Origin of the sequence: Kitasatospora papulosa (assembly GCF_000717245.1) — a bacterium.
Taxonomy (GTDB): domain Bacteria; phylum Actinomycetota; class Actinomycetes; order Streptomycetales; family Streptomycetaceae; genus Streptomyces; species Streptomyces papulosus.
The window spans coordinates 139,400-156,397 of the sequence record NZ_JNYQ01000012.1; the positions used below are offsets into that span (position 1 = coordinate 139,400).

The window sequence follows — 16,998 nt, forward strand, 5'->3', positions numbered from 1 at the left end:
GTCAGGCCAGGTTGACGAGACGGATGTAACGCACCCAGTCCCAGTTGACCCCGGGATCCGTGTGGTCGCTGCCCGGCACCTCGTGGTGGCCGATGATGTGCGCGCGGTCCTTGGTCAGACCGTGGCGGTCGCAGATGTCCGCCGTGAGCCTCGCCGAACGCTCGTACATCGCGTGCGTGAAGTACGACGGCTGATCGACCCAGCCCTCGTGCTCGATGCCGATGCTGCGGGTGTTGTAGTCCCAGTTGCCCGCGTGCCAGGCGATGTCCCGCTCCCGCACGCACTGCCCCACGAAACCGTCCCCCGAGCGCACCACGTAGTGGGCGGAGACCTGCTTGGCCGGATTCTGGAAGATGCCGATCGTCTCGGTGAACGTCTGCTGGGCGACATGGATGATCACGCGCTCGACCGGATAGGCCGAAGGCCGGCTCGACACCGTGTAGTTGGACGCGGAGGCGGGATACCACTGCGCCGAGGGGAAGTCCGTTCCCTCCGTCGGCGCGGCCACGGCGCGCACCGAGGCCGGCAGGAGCGCCGCGGCGGCGGTGACCGCGGCGCCCTGAAGAATCCGTCTGCGCTGCATCGGCACTCCCGGGTGTGAGGTGTGGTTCGGTCCACGGCACAACACGCACCGAACCACGGTACGGTTCCGGGCCGATGCGTACCCCCGGTTCTCAGGAGCCGGCCGGTGTCCCGGCCAGCGCGGCCGCCGGATCGTCCTCCGCCGGCCCGGCCGGCGTCCAGCGGCCGTGCTCCTTGACGAACGGCCACCACCGCCCGTCCCGCCCGTACCGCAGTTGCGCACCGGACCCGATCACGGTCCAGCGGTTGTCGGTGCCGCGCAGCCGCGGCCCCTCCCCGTCCTCCCACGCGGCGGCCAGCTGAGCCCTGGCCCGGGCGAGTTCGGCGGGGCCGGGCCGCCACTCCTCGTCGCACACCTCCAGCGCCGCCGTCCCGCCGTACCGCCAGGCCCGCACAGCGATGTCGAGGCCCGCCGGTGTACGTCCGGCGGCCGCCGCGAGGCGCGCCGTGAGACGTGGGTCGGGCCGGCCGTCGGCAGTGAGCCGTACCGCGTCCTGCTCCGGCGTCAGCCCGGCTGCCGGCGGCTGCCGTTCGTGACCCACGGCCATGGCCTCGGCCAGCATCGCGTACGCGCGTACGGCGCTGTCCGCCGCCAGGTACTCCAGGCCCGAGGCGTCGACACCCGCAGCCGGGGTGGTCCCGGTGTCAAGCGACGGCGGAAGGCCTGGTTCCGTGGGCAGGGGCGGGGGAGAGGGCAACGGCGGCAGGATGTCCCGTGCCGCGTACGCCTCGTCGGCCCGTACCCCTCGCGGTGCCGGGCCGACGGCCTGATCCTCCGCCGCCTCGGCCCCCGGTACACGGACGGCACGTGCCGCGCTGCGTACCTGCAACTCGTCCAGCAGCCGTCGCTCGTCCCGGCCCCGCAGCAACAGCAGCACGAAGGGGTCCTGGTCGAGCAGCCGCGCCACCTGGTAGCACAGGGCACCCGAGTGCGGGCAGTGGTCCCACGCCCCGCAGCCGCACTCCGGCTCCAGGTCGCCTATCCCCGGGAGCAGATGGAGGCCCGCCGCGGCCGCGTCCTCCACCAGGTGCGGTGGCATCTCACGGTCGAGCAGGGCGGCGATGTGACCGGACCGTTCCGACGCCATGTCCAGGAATCGGTCCCACTCCTCCTCGCTCAGCTCCTGCAGCAGCACATCACTGCGGCAGGCCGTCGCATCGTGGTCCTGGACGACCGCCGTGAGCCGGCCGGGCCGGACGGACACCGCACCGACCCTGCCCCCGCGGGCCAGCCGCCGGCCCCTCTTGAGCTGCTGACCGTCGAGCGCCGTGTCCTCCAGCGCCTTCAGCCACGCCCGCCCCCACCAGGAGCAGGCGAACCCGCGGCCCTGAGCGGGCGGAAGCGCGGCGAACGTACGCTCCGGCTCGTCACCCTTGTTCATCGTGCGCCCCCTCGTAGTTCGACCAGCTCGGCCAGTTCCGCGTCGCTCAACTCGGTCAGCGCCGCCTCGCCGCCTCCCAGCACCGCGTCCGCGAGCCCCTGCTTCCGGGCCAGCATGGCGGCGATCCGGTCCTCGATGGTGCCCTCGGTGATGAGCCGGTGCACCTGGACCGGCCGGGTCTGGCCGATCCGGTACGCGCGGTCGGTGGCCTGGGCCTCCACCGCCGGGTTCCACCAGCGGTCGACGTGCACGACGTGTTCCGCCCGCGTCAGGTTGAGCCCGGTGCCCGCGGCTTTGAGGGACAGCAGGAACACCGGAACCCGGCCGGCCTGGAAACGGTCGACCATGGCCTCCCGCTCGGCGACCGGGGTCCCGCCGTGCAGGAACTGCGTCGGAACACCCCGAGCCGCCAGATGCCGCTCCAGCAGGCGCGCCATCTGCACGTACTGCGTGAACACCAGCACGCCGGCGCCCTCGGAGAGGATCGTGTCGAGCAGTTCGTCCAGCAGCTCCACCTTCCCCGACCGGTCCGCGATGCGCGGCTGTTCCTCCTTGAGGTACTGCGCCGGGTGGTTGCAGATCTGCTTGAGCGCCGTCATCAGCTTGACGATCAGCCCGCGCCGCGCGAAACCGTCGGCGCCGGAGATCTCGTCGAGCGTCTCGCGCACCACCGCCTCGTACAGACCGGCCTGTTCCGCGGTGAGCGAGACGGCCCGGTCGGTCTCCGTCTTCGGCGGGAGCTCCGGCGCGATGCCGGGGTCGGACTTGCGGCGCCGCAGGAGGAACGGGCGTACCAGCGAGGCGAGACGCTCGGCCGCGGCCGGATCGTTGCCGCTCTCCACCGCACTCGCCCAGCGGGTACGGAAGGTGCCGAGCCGTCCGAGGAGCCCCGGGGTCGTCCAGTCGAGGATCGCCCACAGCTCGGACAGGTTGTTCTCGACCGGGGTGCCGGTCAGGGCGACGCGGGCCCGCGCACCGATGGTGCGCAGCTGTCTCGCGGTCGCCGAATGAGGGTTCTTGACGTGCTGTGCCTCGTCGGCGACGACCATGCCCCAGGTCACCTCGGCCAGCCGTGCGGTGTCGAGACGCATGGTGCCGTACGTGGTGAGGACGAACTCGCCGTCCGCCAGGCCCTCCAGGGAACGCGAACCGCCGTGGAACCGGCGTACCGGTGTGCCCGGGGCGAATCTCTCGACCTCCCGCTGCCAGTTGCCCATGAGGGAGGCGGGGCACACCACGAGCGTGGGTCCCGCAGCCGCTTCGATGGTCCGGCGGTGCAGATGGAGTGCGATCAGAGTGATCGTCTTCCCCAGTCCCATGTCGTCGGCGAGACAGCATCCGAGCCCGAGCGACGTCATGGTGTGCAGCCAGTTCAGGCCGCGCAGCTGGTAGTCGCGCAGAGCCGCGTCCAGGGCCTCGGGCTGTCCGACCGCACGGAGGTCCCCGGACTCCGGGTCCGCGATACGCGCCCGCAGTTGTTCCAGCCAGCCCGTCGCGGCCACGTCCACCCTGCGGCCGTCGACCTCGGTAGACCCGGTGAGCACGGCGCCCAGGGCGTCGATGGGGGTGACCTTGCGGTCCCGGGACTCACGGGCGCGCCGCGCGTCCTCCGGGTCGATGAGCACCCACTGGTCGCGCAGCCTGACCAGTGGTCTGCCCGCCTCGGCCAGCCGGTCGAGCTCCTCCCGGCTCAGTTTCCGGTCACCGAGTGCGAACCACCAGTCGAAGGCCAGCAGTGCGTCGGCGGAGAGGAAGGACGGCGTGTCGGACTCGGTCCGGGCAGCGGTCGCGTCCTCGTCGTCCTGTGGGCCGATCACCGCCCGCGCGGTGAGTTTCCTCGCCAGCTCCTTGGGCCAGTGCACCTGGACGCCCGTCGCGGCGAGTGCCCTGGCCGCCGGGCCCAGCAGCTCCGCGATCTCGTCGTCCGCGGGCTCGATCGCGTCCGGTACCGCGGCCGACAGAAGGGGCGTCAGCGGAGGCCAGGCGCGCGCGGCGCGACGCAGGGCGAGCAGGGCGTCCATGCGTGCGCGCGGGCCGAACGACGAGGCGGCCGGGGAGCGGTCGGCCCACACGTCCGCCGCGTCCGCGACCAGGGCCGGGTCCTGGATGCTGTGGATCTGCAGCACCGCGCGGAAGGAGGGGGCGCCCTCGGCATCCCCCTCACCCGCCGCAGCAGCGAGTCCCGAGACCTCGACGCGCAGCGAGAGACGCACCCCCGCATCGTGGCCGGCGGCCACATCGGCCGCCCACGTGCGCAGTCGGGGCAGCCGCTGCGCGCCCCGGGCGGCGAACGCCGGTGTGCCGGTGACGGCCGTGGCCGCGGGGGTGCGGGGCAGGCCGTCCGCCACCGCGTCGAGGAACGACCGCAGCAGCGACTCCGGATCGGGCAGCATCACAGGGCCGGCCGCCGCGTCGAGCGGGACTGCGTGGGCCTCCGGCGGCATGGACGCGGCCAGCACCCGGATCCGCTCGATGTCGTCCGCGGTCAGCGGGCCGGCACGCCAGGCATCGTGGTCCGCGGGGCTGAGCCCGGGCAGCAGCAGCCCCCGCGCGACGAGTTGGAGCGCGAGCAGCCCCGCCGCGCCCCAGAACGCCGTGGAGGGCGATGATCGCGCGCCGGTCCTGGCCCGTGTGAGGACCGGCAGTGCCTCACTCACGGGCAGCAGCAACGCCGGTACCACGTAGGGGCGGACGTCACTCCCGACGATCGTCAGGTCCGTCCGGCCACCCGCGGCGCCGGGGGGACCCTCCCCTTCGTGGAGACGAATCCCCGGATGACCGGGAGGGGTGCTACCGTCCGCATTCCAGAACGCGATCAGGCCGGTACGGGCCGGATCCGCGGGGAGGAAGACTGCGGAGCAGCGGGACAGTTCGGAGATCTCGTCGAGCGTTTCCGCAGGGAGCCTGTGCACAGCGATGTCAGATTCCTCAAATTTGACTAGTGAGCCCGGGGTCGCCGAGGGTACCCCACCCACGGCCCGTTCCGGGAGAAGCGCACAGTGACCCACCTCACTCGTTTCTGCCTTCTGAAGTCTGAGGTGCAGGTTCCACCACCACCGGACACGGGGGATTTCCCCCGCACGGCCGGGGTGATGGCGCCATGGCTGCCGCAGGCCCGCCCTCCGTACGTTTGACGAGGTCAGCGCAGATGCCGAGGAACCGGAGACATCATGCCCCAGGCGGTAACAGCAACCGTTGCGGAACACATACGCGACGGATCGGACGGCCCGGGGAGCGCCCAGGCTCCCGGGAGCGATTTCGCTCCGCTCCTCAAGGCGGTCCGGGGGCAGGGACTCCTGGAGCGGCGCACCGGCTGGTACGCCGCGGGCATCGCGGTCAACCTGGTCGCTCTCGGTGCCGTGATCACGGGCATGTTTCTCCTCGGCGACACCTGGTGGAACCTGCTGCTCGCGCTGCCGCTCGCCCTTCTCTGGACCCGCACCGCCTTCTACGGTCACGACGCGGGCCACGCCCAGATAACCGCCGGCCGCAAGGCCGGACGGGTCGTCGGACTCGTGCACGCCAATCTGCTCCTCGGTATGAACGAAGCCTGGTGGAACGACAAGCACGTACGCCACCACGCCAACCCGAACCACGTGGACAAGGACCCCGACGTCGGTGTCGGCGCCCTGGTGTGGACACAGAAGCAGGCCGCCCAGCGCGAGGGATTCGCCCGCTGGCTCACCCGCAACCAGGCGCGGCTGTTCTTCCCGATGCTGCTCCTCGAAGGCATCGCCCTCAAGATCTACGGCTTCCAGTTCCTCCGGCGGCAGCCCGCCCGTGAGCGCGCGCTCTCCGGCCTGCTCCTGACCGGCCACCTCGCCCTGTACGCCGCGCTCCTCCTGACCGTCATGTCGCCCGGGAAGGCCCTCGTCTTCGCCCTCGTGCACCACGCGCTGTTCGGACTTCACCTCGGCATGGCCTTCGCCCCGAACCACAAGGGCATGGAGATGCCCGACCCCGACGGCGACCGCTGGGGGCATCTCCAGCGCCAGGTCCTCACCTCGCGCAACGTCCGGGGAGCCGTCCTCACCGACTGGCTCCTCGGCGGTCTCAACTACCAGATCGAGCACCACCTCTTCCCCAGCATGCCCCGCCCCCACCTGCGTCTCGCCCAGCCCCTGGTGAAGGCCCACTGCGCGTCCATCGGGATGCCGTACGCCGAGACGGGGATCGTCGAGTCCTACCGACAGGCCCTGCGGCACATGCACGAGGTGGGCGAGCCGCTCCGGTAACCCCCGCCGACTCGTGCCGCGCGGCCGGAACCGACAGGGGCGCGCGAGCGTTCACACATCAGGAGCGGCTCAGGCCGCGGAGGAGGCACGGATCATGTCGAACGGTGCAAAGATCGCCATCGGGGGAGTCGTCGCCGCGGTCGTCCTGATTCCGTTCATCGGTTTCTGGTGGTCGCTGCTGGTCCTCATCGGCGTACCCGTGGTCGGGTACCTGATGCTCGACCCGTCCCAGCGGCGCCGGCTCCGGAGGATCAGTCGCAAGGAGATAGGACGCTGAACAGCACGGTCGCCTCGGTGAGCAGCAATGACGTGTACTCCTTCACCAAGCCGAGCAGGGACAGCGTCACGCTCCTGGCCGGACTTGGTGTGGAGGGTGACGTCCACGCGGGAGTCACGGTGAAGCACCGCTCGCGTGTCGCCCAGGATCCGACGCAGCCCAACCTGCGCCAGGTCCACCTCATCCACCAGGAACTCTTCGCCGAGCTCAGGCAGGCCGGATTCGAGGTCTCCCCAGGGGACCTCGGGGAGAACATCACCACGGAGGGGATCGATCTTCTCGGCCTCCCCGTGGGCACCCTGCTCCACCTCGGGGACGAGGCCGTCGTCGAGGTGACCGGACTGAGGAATCCGTGTCTGCAGATCGACACCTTCCAGGCCGGGCTGCTCAAGCAGGTCGTCGGGCGCGCGGACGACGGCACCGTCGTGCGCAAGGCCGGGATCATGAGTGTCGCACGGACCGGCGGAGTGGTGCGGCCCGGTGACGTGATCAAGGCCGTTCTGCCGGTCGGGCCCCATCGTCGGCTGGAGCGTGTGTAGTACCCACGATCCGTGCCGTCCCGGCCGTGCGCACCACACACGGTCAGGACGGACGGACCGCCAGCTCGTCGAGGGTCTTCAGCAGTTTCGGCAGCTCCGGGCCGCGGCCCACCGGAATGATCTCTCCCGGCTCCTCGTCCAGCAGCACGAAGGCGATGTCGTCGGTCCGGGCCACCAGGGACCAGCCCGGTCCGTCGACCCGCAGTGTGCGTGCCCCGCCCGGAGCGAACGCGGAGCGGATGCGGCCGGCCGGGGGCGGGGAGTCGATGTAGGCACCGGCCGCCTCGAGCGCCATCCGTACCCCGGGGTGCCGAGCCGGTCCGGCCGAGTCCGCCGGGCCTTCACCGGCCGGGCCGCCGTCGGTCCTCTCCCCGGCATCCGTCGCGTCGGACCGGCCGAACGCGGTCTCGTCGTCGATCCGGCCGCGCCAGGCCGACCACTGCAGGGCTATCTCGTCCGCCCCGAGGCGCCGCTGCGGAGGCCCCCACACGTCCGTGTCCGGCGGTGTCAGCGGCGCCGGATCGTCGCCGTCCGGTCCGGGTGGCGGGTCGTGGGGCTCGGGGACCCCGGGTGCGGCCACCGCCAGCGCGAGCGGCCATCCGGGGAGCGCGCAGACCACGGAGCGGTCATCGGGAGAGAGGTCGTACTCCATCCCGCAGTCCCACGAGGCGATGGCGACCGCCACCAGCGAGACGTCCTCCACGACGACCGTCCACCGGGCGCCCCCGCTGTCCTGGCCGAGCACCAGGCCGTACCCCTCGGCGTACGGTTCGAGACCGAGCGCGCCGCACGCGGCCACGTAGTCGTCGCCGAGCACGCTGGGGAACTGCGCGGGAGTCAGCAGCACCGCGGTCAGCACGAACAGTGCGTCGTCGTCGGCGGCCGTCCCGTCCGTCCCAGCCACAGCACCCACCCTCATCCCTCATTCCTTGTCGCTTGGTCCGTCGGCGCACCTTAACTACTCGGTAACCCTGGCGTCGAGGCCCTGACAAGCGATGACGGTCAGGGCACCCGGGGACGGCAGCCGACGGGGACGCGCGCCTCGGAGCCCCTCACACCGTGGTGCCGGCGCACCCGGCACCGTAGGGTTGTGGATCCGGACTACGAGGGGACAGCGTGGTGCAGCGGTACGAATGGCTCAAGGAGATCCAGCGCCTCGACCCGGAGCGGGACTTCCTCGAGATCTACCGGCTCACCGTGACGTACGAGTTCCCCTGGGACATCACCCGCGCTCTCGAACTGGCCCTGTACCGCACCTACGCCGTCCCCAGCATCGGACGGCTCCTCGCGGAGACGGCCGAACTGACGGAACGTTCACAGAAGAGGTACGACGACACCGCACTTCTTCTCGACGCGGTCGTGGAGCACGGCTTCGACAGCGAGAGGGGCCGTACGGCCGTCCGGCGGATCAACCGGATGCACCGCAGCTACGACATCAGCAACGACGACATGCGTTATGTGCTCTGCACCTTCGTCGTCACCCCCAAGCGCTGGATCGACGCGTACGGCTGGCGCCGGCTTTCGGGCCACGAACTGCGTGCCTTCGCCGCCTACTACCGCACCCTCGGCGCACACATGGGCATCCAGGACGTCCCGCAGACGTACGAGGACTTCGAACGCCTCCTGGACGCCTACGAGGACGAGCACTTCGGGTGGGACCGGGGAGCGCGCGCCGTCTCCGACGCCACCCTGGCGCTCATGGGCTCCTGGTATCCCCGCCCCCTCGCCCCGGTGGTGCGGAGAGCCAGTCTTGCCCTGCTCGACGACTCGCTGCTGCGCGCCTTCCGGTACGCACGGCCGGGTCCGCTCACCCGCGGGCTGACCCGCGGGCTGACCCGCGGGTCCCTGCGTCTGAGGGCCCGTGCCGTACGGCTCCTGCCGCCGCGCCAGAGCCCTCACTACGCCCGGCAGAACCCCGAGATCAAGGGCTACCCGCACGGGTACGAGCTGGCACGGCTCGGCACGTTCCCCACGCCGGGCGTGCGCGGCTGCCCGGTGCCGCACGGGCGGCCTCCCGAGGAACCGGCCGGGTGAAGCAGCGGCCGGCCGCCGGGGCGGCAGCACCCGCTCAGCCCGTCCGCACGGCCAGTGCCAGGAAACGGCTGTCCTCGTCGGTGTAGGCGTCCAGCCGCCAGCCGGCGTCCGCCAGCAGCGGCGTGAGACGCGGCTCCGCCCTGAGATCGTCGTCCGACAGGGGCCGGCCGTGCCGTGCGGCCAGCGCGGCCCGCCCGATGGGGTGGAACAGGGCGAGCCGGCCGCCGGGACGCACCACGCGTGCCAGTTCCACCAGCCCTCGCCCGGGGTGCGGGAGATGCGAGACGAGCCCGGCGGCGAGGACGGCGTCGGCAACCCCCGAAGGCAGCGGAAGCCGTGCGACATCCGACAGCAGCAGGGCGCCGCTCGCCTCTCTTCCCGCACGACGGGCGGCATCCAGCATCTCGCGCGTCAGGTCGACGCCGATCACCGTGCCCCCGGCGCCGACCGCCTCGCGCAGGGCCGGCAGCGCCCGTCCGGTTCCGCAGCCCGCGTCGATCGCCGTGTCGCCGGGCCGCAGGCCGAGCTCGCGGACGGCCGCCGCGTAGGCGGGGCCGTCGTCCGGGAAGCGCGTGTCCCAGCCCGCCGCCCGCGGGGCGAAGAAGTCCTGGACGTGTGAGTGGTCGTCGGCCATGAGGACATGATCGCGCAGTCCCCGACCGAGCGGAACGGTGCGAAGCAGTGCACTCGTTCGAGCGGTGCCCGATCGTCCGGGGGCATCTCTCTGTCATATGTCAGCACATTTCGAAATGAGCCCCCTGTGTGCGCCCATGGGCGGGCTAGCGTCCCGGACCCATGGGACACCTGGACCACGCCGCCTTCGGCTGGCTGACCCCCGTGCTGTCGTACGCGATGGCAGCGATCGGGGCCGCACTCGGACTGCGCTGCACGGTGCGCGCCCTCGGCTCCCGTGGCCGTTCACGCCGCAACTGGCTGATCACGGCGGCCTCGGCCCTCGGGACGGGCATCTGGACCATGCACTTCGTCGCCATGCTCGGCTTCGGCGTCACCGGTACCGACATCCGCTACGACGTCCCGCTCACCCTTCTCAGCCTCCTGGTCGCCATGCTGGTGGTGGGGGCGGGCGTCTTCACCGTGGGCTACGGAAAGGACCGCCCGCGCGCGCTCGTCGTCGGCGGTCTCACCACCGGTCTCGGTGTGGCGAGCATGCACTACCTGGGCATGGCGGCCCTGCGCCTCCACGGCTCGGTCGCCTACGACCCGTTGCTCGTCACCGTGTCCGTCGGCATCGCCGTCGTCGCCGCCACCGCCGCTCTGTGGGCGGCGCTCAACATCAGGTCGGCCGGGGCCGTGGTCCTCGCCTCCCTCGTCATGGGTGCCGCGGTGAGCAGCATGCACTACACCGGCATGCTGGCGGTCGACGTCCGGGTGGCGCCCTCGACGTCCGCGCTCCCGGGGGCCACGGTGATGCAGTTCATCTTTCCCCTCGCCGTCGGCCTCGGTTCCCACCTCTTCCTCACCTCGGCGTTCGTCGCCCTCTCTCCGGCCGCCCGGGAGCACACGGCCGCACCGCCTCCTGCGGTCGTCGAGGACGCCTCGGCCGAGCGGCACACGAGGACGACCGCGAGCTGACCACCGCCGGACCCGCGGCTCACACACCCCGCTCGCGGCGACCTGGCCCGCAGCTCACCCCTGGCGCCCGGCCTCCGGGCCCGAAGCCCGCTCCCGATGACCGGCCTCCGGGCCGAAGCCCACTCCCCGCGCCCGGCGTCCGGGCCTGGATCCCCCTGTCCGGAACGAGGAGGACATGCGCACACCCCGCACGACGACCCCGGGACCCGGCGCGCCCGCCGGCCGGCCCGCGACACCGCCGCGCGGACGGCGCGCACACGCCGGACGGCCCGCCGACGAACGTCCCGAGCCGGAGACCGGAGCGTCCGCAGGGCGGCGGCCGAGACACGGATCGCTGCGCCCCCGAACCGTACGGGCGAAGATCATCTCGCTGCTGATGGTTCCCATCGTCTCCCTTCTCGCCCTGTGGGGTTTCGCCACGGTCACCACGGCGCAGGACGTGGCGCGTCTCCGGGAGGTCCGGCGTCTGGACACCACGGTCCGCGGTCCGGTCACCGAGGCCGTCCGCGCGCTGCAGGACGAACGCACCGCGGCACTGCGCCAGCTGGCCGCCCCCGGCACCGGACATGCCGCGACCCTGCGGGAACGGGCCGGGCGAACGGATGCCGCGCTGAAGGCACTGAGCATCGGCGGCGGACACACCGTCGCCGACGCGGGCCTCCTCCCGGTCGGTACCGCCGCCCGGCTCACCGCGTTCCTGGACGAGGTGAAGCAGGTGCGCACAGTGCGCACCCGGCTCCTGAGCCCCTCGCGCAACGGTTCCGGCGCACCCCCGGCCACCGGTACCGGTGGGCCGGACACGGCTGCGGGGAGACCCGCGGGCACCGAGACGCCGAGCGCCTACACGCAGTACGGCGACGCCGTCACCGCGGCTCTCGGCGTCTGCGGATCGCTGACGGGAATTCAGGAGGCCGAGACCGGATCGAGGACACGTGTCCTGCTCGAACTGACCCGCAGCGGAGAGATGCTGGCGCGTGAGGAGTCACTGCTGGCATCGGCCGCACCGAAGGGCACGCTCGACGCGGAAGGACTGCGCGCGTTCGCCGGCGCCGTTGCGGCCCGCAGGGCCTTCGCCGACACGGCCGGCGCCGACCTGCCCGGCCCCGGGCGCCAGGCGTGGCGCGAGCTCACCGGACGCGACAGCTACGCGCGACTCGAAGCGGCCGAGGACACCGTGCTCGCCGTACCGGCCGGGCGCCGCGCGAAGGCGGTGCCCGTCGCGTCCTGGGAGCGGGACGCGGCCGCCGTGCGCACGGAGCTGCGTGCCATCGAGACGGCGGCCGGCCAGGGCTTCGCCGGCCGGACCGATCCTGTCGCGCGCGCCCTGCTCAGCCCGGCGGCAGCGGCCGTGCTGCTCGGATTCCTCGCAGTCGCGGCCTCGTTGGTGATCTCCGTGCGGATCGGACGCGGGCTCGTCGTCGAACTCGTGGGGCTTCGCGACAGCGCGCTTGACATCGCCCGGCGCAAACTGCCCCACGCCATGAGGCGTCTGCGCGCCGGCGAGGAGATCGACGTACGCGCCGAGGCACCGCCCGGCAGGATGTCCCACGACGAGATCGGACAGGTCGGTGAGGCGCTGGACACGGTGCACCGCGCGGCCCTCGACGCCGCCGTCGAACGTGCCGAACTCGCCGACGGTATCTCCGGGGTGTTCGTCAACCTGGCCCGGCGCAGCCAGACCCTGGTCCACCGCCAGCTCGCTCTTCTCGACGCCATGGAACGCCGCGCCGACGATCCGGAAGAACTCGGGGACCTCTTCCGCCTCGACCACCTCACCACCCGCATGAGGCGGCACGCCGAGAGCCTGATCATCCTTTCCGGTGCTGCCCCGGGGCGCGCCTGGCGGATGCCCGTGTCCCTGACCGACGTCGTACGCGCAGCGGTCTCCGAGATCGAGGACTACGCCCGGGTGGACGTGCCGGCGTTGCCCGACGCCGCTGTGCAGGGCGGGGCGGTGGCCGATCTCACCCATCTGCTGGCCGAACTCGTCGAGAACGCGGCCCAGTTCTCACCCCCGCACACCAGGGTGCGGATCACCGGCGAACCCGTGGGGAACGGTTACGTCCTGGAGATCGAGGACCGAGGGCTCGGAATGGGCAGGGAGGTGCTCGACGAGGCCAACCGCCGCATCGAGCAGGCCGGGGCCCTGGACCTCTTCGACAGCGACAGGCTCGGTCTGTTCGTGGTCAGCAGACTCTCCGCCCGCCACAGCGTCAAGGTCCAGCTGCGCACCTCGGCCTACGGGGGCACGACCGCGGTGGTGCTTCTGCCCACCGCGCTTCTCCAGGGCGGACTTCCGAGGGGCTCCGAGGCCCGCACGGCGGACGGCGCGGCCCCGGAGGACGTGGTGGGGGCGGGCGACGGCGGCCCGAGGACCGGACACCCCGGGGCAGCTGCCCGCACCCGCATCCCAGGTTCTCCGCGCCCCACCGCACGTACCGCACCGATCGCCCTACCCGCTGTCGGGCCGGGCGGCCGTCCCGCACCCCGCGAGGAGGGGCCGGTGCCGGCCCGGACATCCGCCCCGCACCGGCGCCCGGCATCCACCGAGGACGGCGAGCTGCCCCGCCGTGTCCGGCAGGCCAGCCTCGTACCCCAACTGCGCGACGGACCCGGGCCGCAGGACAGCGGGCAGTACCCCGGCCGGCGGGCTGTCCCGGCCGCATACACGCCCGAACAGGCGCGCGACCGGATGTCCGCCTACCGCGCGGGTTGGGTACGCGGCGGTGGGGCCCCACCGGGGAGCCCCGCCGAGGGCCGATCCGTACCCGTATCCCTCTCCCGCAGGCACACCGAAGGAGACCGGTCATGATCGTGAACGAGAGGCCCGGCAAGGCTTCCGGCCATTCCGGCGAACTCGACTGGCTGCTGGACGATCTGGTCGCCCGGGTCGCCGAGATCCGGCACGCGGTCGTGCTGAGCGACGACGGCCTGACCGTCGGAGCGTCCTGCGCGCTGAGCCGTCAGGACGCGGAGCACCTCGCGGCCGTGGCATCGGGCTTCAACAGCCTGGCCAAGGGCACGGGGCGGCACTTCGGGGCCGGGAGCGTCCGCCGGACGATGGTCGAGATGGACGACGGCTTCCTGTTCGTCGTGGCGGCCGGGCACGGGTCCTGTCTGACCGTGCTCAGCACGGCGCTCACGGACATCGGCCTCGTGGCGTACGAGATGGCGCGTCTGGTGAAGCGGGTGGGCGAACACCTCGTAGCCCCCGTCAGGTCCGCCGGGCCTCCGGCGACGGGCTGAGGACGGGCGCGTGCGGATGACCGCGGACGGAGAACCTCCGGAAAACACGGTCGGCCTGTCAGCGGGGAGCGGTCACCGTCCACCGCCGGGTGCCGGGCCTCCCGCACAGCCGGCTGCCGAGCGGGGTGTACCCGCCGCCGAGGAGGCCGTGCCGCCCGGCAGCCAGTGGTACGACGCCGAGGCCGGGCCGCTCGTCCGTCCCTACGCGGTCACCGGCGGCCGGACGCGGTCGGGGCCCGGCGGCGTGCGATTCGACCTCATCGCCCTCGTGGAGGCCGACGACGCGGCGGCCGACCGCCGGGGCGCTTCGCTGCTGGGGCCCGAACACCGGGCCTTGCTCTCGCTGTGCGGCCAGGACGCCCGGTCCGTCGCGGAGCTGTCCGCCGACGCCGATCTGCCCGTGGGCGTGGTGAGGGTACTCCTCGGCGATCTGCTGGAAGCCGGCTGCGTGCGGGTCAGCAGGCCCGTCCCGCCGGCCCGGCTGCCGGACGAGTGGGTGCTGCGTGAGGTGATCGACGGACTCCGGGCGCTCTGAGGGCTTCTGGAATCGTTCGCCCAACCATCCGTTCCCGACGGATTGCAGCCCTGTCCGGGCAGCGAACGGCTCCATCCGTACACATAAGTGAAAATCCGTTCACCGCCCTCGGTGATCCCCTCTGGTTGCCATGCTGTCGCCCCTACTGACGGCACTCGTGAGAGAAGAGATGGATGTCCTTGGAGCATGTGCACAGCACGGACGGGGAAGAGGCCGGGGACTCCTCGTCCCTCGCCCTGAAGATATTGGTCGCCGGCGGCTTCGGTGCCGGCAAGACGACCCTGGTCGGTGCCGTGAGCGAGATCCGGCCACTGCGGACCGAGGAACTCCTCAGCGAGGCCGGACAACTCGTCGACGACACCGGTGGGGTGGATCAGAAGACCACCACGACCGTCGCGATGGACTTCGGCCGCATCACCATCAGGTCGGGGCTCTCGCTCTACCTGTTCGGCACGCCGGGGCAGGACCGGTTCTGGTTCCTGTGGGACGAGCTGTCGCAGGGAGCCCTCGGAGCCGTCGTCCTGGCCGACACCCGGCGTCTCGAGGACTGCTTTCCCGCCGTCGACTACTTCGAGCACCGCCGGATTCCGTTCGTGGTAGCCGTCAACTGCTTCTCGGGCGCACGTACCTACGCCGAGGAGGATGTGGCGCGCGCCTTGGACCTGGACCGGGGCACGCCCGTCGTGCTGTGCGACGCACGTGACCCCGCCTCGGGAAAGGACGTTCTGATCCGCATGGTCGAGTACGCCGGCCGGATGCACACCGCGCGGCTCCTCGAATCCGTCGGCCAGGGCGCCGGACCGGAATGAACCGAGAACGCGGTGAGTCCGGCCCCCGGCCCCGCCCGGGGGCGGATTCCGGGCCGTGCGAAGGCCATCCGGTGGTGCGCGGACGCCGGTCCTCGGTGCGGGTCGGGCCGTGGCGCGAAGCAACGCCCCCGGGGAGGGGAGGCGCTTGCCCGCAGGGGAGCCGTGCGCAAGGCTTGCGCGCAACGCGGGGAACTGATGAACGGGGAGGACGAGCACATGGCGCTGGACCGGGGACTGGACTGGCTTCTTGACGATCTCACCAGCCGGGTGGAACACATCCAGCACGCACTGGTGCTGTCCAACGACGGGCTGGTGACCGGGGCCAGCACGAGCCTGGCCCGGGAGGACGCGGAGCATCTGGCGGCGGTCTCGTCGGGGCTGCAGAGCCTTGCCCGTGGCTCCGGCCGCCACTTCGGGGCGGGACGCGCACGCCAGACCATGGTGGAGTTCGACGAGGCGCTGCTCTTCGTGACGGCTGCGGGCGACGGCAGCTGCCTGTGCGTACTGACCGCCGCCGAGGCCGACATCGGCCAGGTCGCCTACGAGATGACCCTGTTGGTGAACCGGGTCGGCGAGCACCTCGGTGTGACGGTACGGCAGGGTGCCGACAGCGTCGACCACCTCTGACCTGCGGATTCAGTGGACAGCCAGGAGTTGTCCACAGGCGCGGCGCGCCCGTTCCCCTGACGCTACCGTGGTCACACAGAGTATGCGACCTCACGGGGGAGGAAGATCATGACTGTTACCGGGGCCGGACGGGCTCTCGCCGCAGGGACGGGGGCGCCCGTGTCCCTGGGCCGTGCCGCCCAGGAACTGGCACTGCGGCGGGGGGACTTCGATCTCGCCGTCCAGCTGGGGCTGATCCGTGCGGAGCCGCCGGGAGGCGGGACGAGGCCGCGCATCCGCAGGGAGGAGATCGACCGGCTGCGCGCACTGCCCGGATTTCCCGATTCCCTGCGGGAACAGGTGCGCACAGCGGGCACGGCGGAAGGCGCGTCCCTGCTCGGGGTAGGCACCTCGCGCTTCACCGGCCTGGCCCGCATCGGGTGCATCTCCCCGGTGGCGTTCTGCCTGAACCGCTATCGCACGGTGGTCTGGCTCTACCTGGTGGACGAACTCCTCGCCTTCGCCGCCCGCGAACCCCACCTCATCGCCGGGCAGAGCCCGGTGGGCATGCGGACCATGCTGGATTCCGGTACCGACCGGCGCGCGCGCAACTGGCGTTCACGCAGGATCGACCGGTTGCTGAACCGCACGGAGGACCCCTGGAGGCGTGCAGCCCTGCAGGCCACCGCGCTGGACCCGGTCCAGCTGGCCGAGGTGGTGGACGACCCTTACGAGCGGGCGTACCTGGCCCGGATGGCTCCCGATCCAGCCTTCGGGCGCCCGGCCTCCGTATCCGGCAGGGAGGCGATGGCGAGGCTGATACTGGCGGACGATCCCGACGAGATTCTCTGGAGGCGGGTGAATCTGACTCTGGAGCTCGAGCAGGCGCGCGAGACACGTTCCGCTCCTCGGCCCGGATACGATCCCGCGCTCCGGCCGCTCGAAGCCGGCTCGGCCCGGTCTCCGCGTGAGGCGAGGGCGCGGGACTTTCCGGTGCCGGACGGCCGCAGCTCCGCGTCCCGCGGGCCGGGCCGGTCGTCCCGAGGTCCCGCCGCACGGCGCGCTGCCTGCCGGGGGCTGCTCGTCAGGATCGGGTTGCGCGGCCACGGTCGCCGAGCAGGGTAAAGCGATTGCGTGGTGGTGCCCGCCCTGCCATCTTG

16 protein-coding genes are annotated in these 16,998 nt (G+C 72.1%); 11 read left to right on the forward strand and 5 right to left on the reverse strand.

Annotated elements, in window-relative coordinates; translation table 11 throughout:
- Position 1: 1 nt before the first annotated feature.
- From IA22_RS0126305 to IA22_RS0126315, 3 genes are all read right to left on the reverse strand, one after another.
- Entirely contained in the window at positions 2-583 is a 582-nt protein-coding gene (locus IA22_RS0126305; protein ID WP_015580109.1) for an N-acetylmuramoyl-L-alanine amidase, read from the reverse strand.
- A gap of 91 nt (positions 584-674) precedes the next feature.
- Complete coding sequence (locus IA22_RS0126310; RefSeq protein ID WP_030125048.1) at positions 675-1,964, reverse strand: SWIM zinc finger family protein; 1,290 nt, start codon at positions 1,962-1,964, stop codon at positions 675-677.
- Positions 1,961-4,876 (reverse strand): DEAD/DEAH box helicase, encoded by a 2,916-nt coding sequence (locus IA22_RS0126315; protein ID WP_030125049.1) that lies wholly within the window; start codon positions 4,874-4,876, stop codon positions 1,961-1,963. The genes IA22_RS0126310 and IA22_RS0126315 overlap by 4 nt, the downstream gene beginning before the upstream one ends.
- Positions 4,877-5,134: 258 nt before the next feature.
- On the opposite strand from IA22_RS0126315, the gene IA22_RS0126320 reads away from it, so the two are divergent.
- The 3 genes from IA22_RS0126320 (at position 5,135) to IA22_RS0126330 (ending at position 7,015) form a co-directional block, all read left to right on the forward strand.
- The gene (locus tag IA22_RS0126320) at positions 5,135-6,199 is read left to right on the forward strand and encodes a fatty acid desaturase family protein (protein WP_014152386.1); all 1,065 of its coding nucleotides are present in this window, start codon (positions 5,135-5,137) and stop codon (positions 6,197-6,199) included.
- 94 nt (positions 6,200-6,293) lie between these two features.
- Entirely contained in the window at positions 6,294-6,476 is a 183-nt protein-coding gene (locus tag IA22_RS0126325) for a hypothetical protein (protein WP_014152385.1), read from the forward strand.
- Positions 6,477-6,493: 17 nt separating this feature from the next.
- A complete protein-coding gene (locus IA22_RS0126330) occupies positions 6,494-7,015 on the forward strand; it encodes an MOSC domain-containing protein (RefSeq protein ID WP_421702137.1) in 522 nt (173 codons plus the stop codon).
- Positions 7,016-7,058: 43 nt separating this feature from the next.
- Here the strand turns inward: IA22_RS0126330 and IA22_RS0126335 are convergent, their stop codons facing one another.
- On the reverse strand, positions 7,059-7,919 hold the full coding sequence (locus tag IA22_RS0126335; RefSeq protein ID WP_030125051.1) for a hypothetical protein: 861 nt from the start codon (positions 7,917-7,919) through the stop codon (positions 7,059-7,061).
- A 212-nt stretch (positions 7,920-8,131) separates the two neighbouring features.
- Here IA22_RS0126335 and IA22_RS0126340 point away from each other — a divergent pair, with 212 nt between their 5' ends.
- A complete protein-coding gene (locus IA22_RS0126340; RefSeq protein WP_030125052.1) occupies positions 8,132-9,049 on the forward strand; it encodes an oxygenase MpaB family protein in 918 nt (305 codons plus the stop codon).
- Between the two features lie 34 nt (positions 9,050-9,083).
- Here IA22_RS0126340 and IA22_RS0126345 read toward each other — a convergent pair whose 3' ends face one another.
- Complete coding sequence (locus tag IA22_RS0126345; protein ID WP_014152381.1) at positions 9,084-9,683, reverse strand: class I SAM-dependent methyltransferase; 600 nt, start codon at positions 9,681-9,683, stop codon at positions 9,084-9,086.
- A gap of 161 nt (positions 9,684-9,844) precedes the next feature.
- Here IA22_RS0126345 and IA22_RS0126350 point away from each other — a divergent pair, with 161 nt between their 5' ends.
- The 7 genes from IA22_RS0126350 (at position 9,845) to IA22_RS0126380 (ending at position 16,963) form a co-directional block, all read left to right on the forward strand.
- Positions 9,845-10,642, forward strand: a complete 798-nt coding sequence (locus IA22_RS0126350; protein ID WP_030125053.1) for an MHYT domain-containing protein — start codon at positions 9,845-9,847, stop codon at positions 10,640-10,642.
- A 175-nt stretch (positions 10,643-10,817) separates the two neighbouring features.
- Complete coding sequence (locus tag IA22_RS0126355) at positions 10,818-13,454, forward strand: sensor histidine kinase (protein ID WP_038273017.1); 2,637 nt, start codon at positions 10,818-10,820, stop codon at positions 13,452-13,454.
- On the forward strand, positions 13,451-13,888 hold the full coding sequence (locus tag IA22_RS0126360) for a roadblock/LC7 domain-containing protein (protein WP_014152378.1): 438 nt from the start codon (positions 13,451-13,453) through the stop codon (positions 13,886-13,888). Before IA22_RS0126355 ends, IA22_RS0126360 begins: the two co-directional genes overlap by 4 nt.
- Positions 13,889-14,036: 148 nt before the next feature.
- Positions 14,037-14,423: a DUF742 domain-containing protein gene (locus tag IA22_RS0126365; protein ID WP_014152377.1), complete on the forward strand. Its 387-nt coding sequence runs from the start codon at positions 14,037-14,039 to the stop codon at positions 14,421-14,423.
- A 173-nt stretch (positions 14,424-14,596) separates the two neighbouring features.
- A complete protein-coding gene (locus IA22_RS0126370) occupies positions 14,597-15,232 on the forward strand; it encodes a GTP-binding protein (RefSeq protein WP_030125056.1) in 636 nt (211 codons plus the stop codon).
- Positions 15,233-15,448: 216 nt separating this feature from the next.
- Complete coding sequence (locus IA22_RS0126375; RefSeq protein ID WP_014152375.1) at positions 15,449-15,859, forward strand: roadblock/LC7 domain-containing protein; 411 nt, start codon at positions 15,449-15,451, stop codon at positions 15,857-15,859.
- 108 nt (positions 15,860-15,967) lie between these two features.
- Complete coding sequence (locus IA22_RS0126380; RefSeq protein WP_038273024.1) at positions 15,968-16,963, forward strand: DUF6397 family protein; 996 nt, start codon at positions 15,968-15,970, stop codon at positions 16,961-16,963.
- The last annotated feature ends 35 nt before the right edge of the window (positions 16,964-16,998 follow it).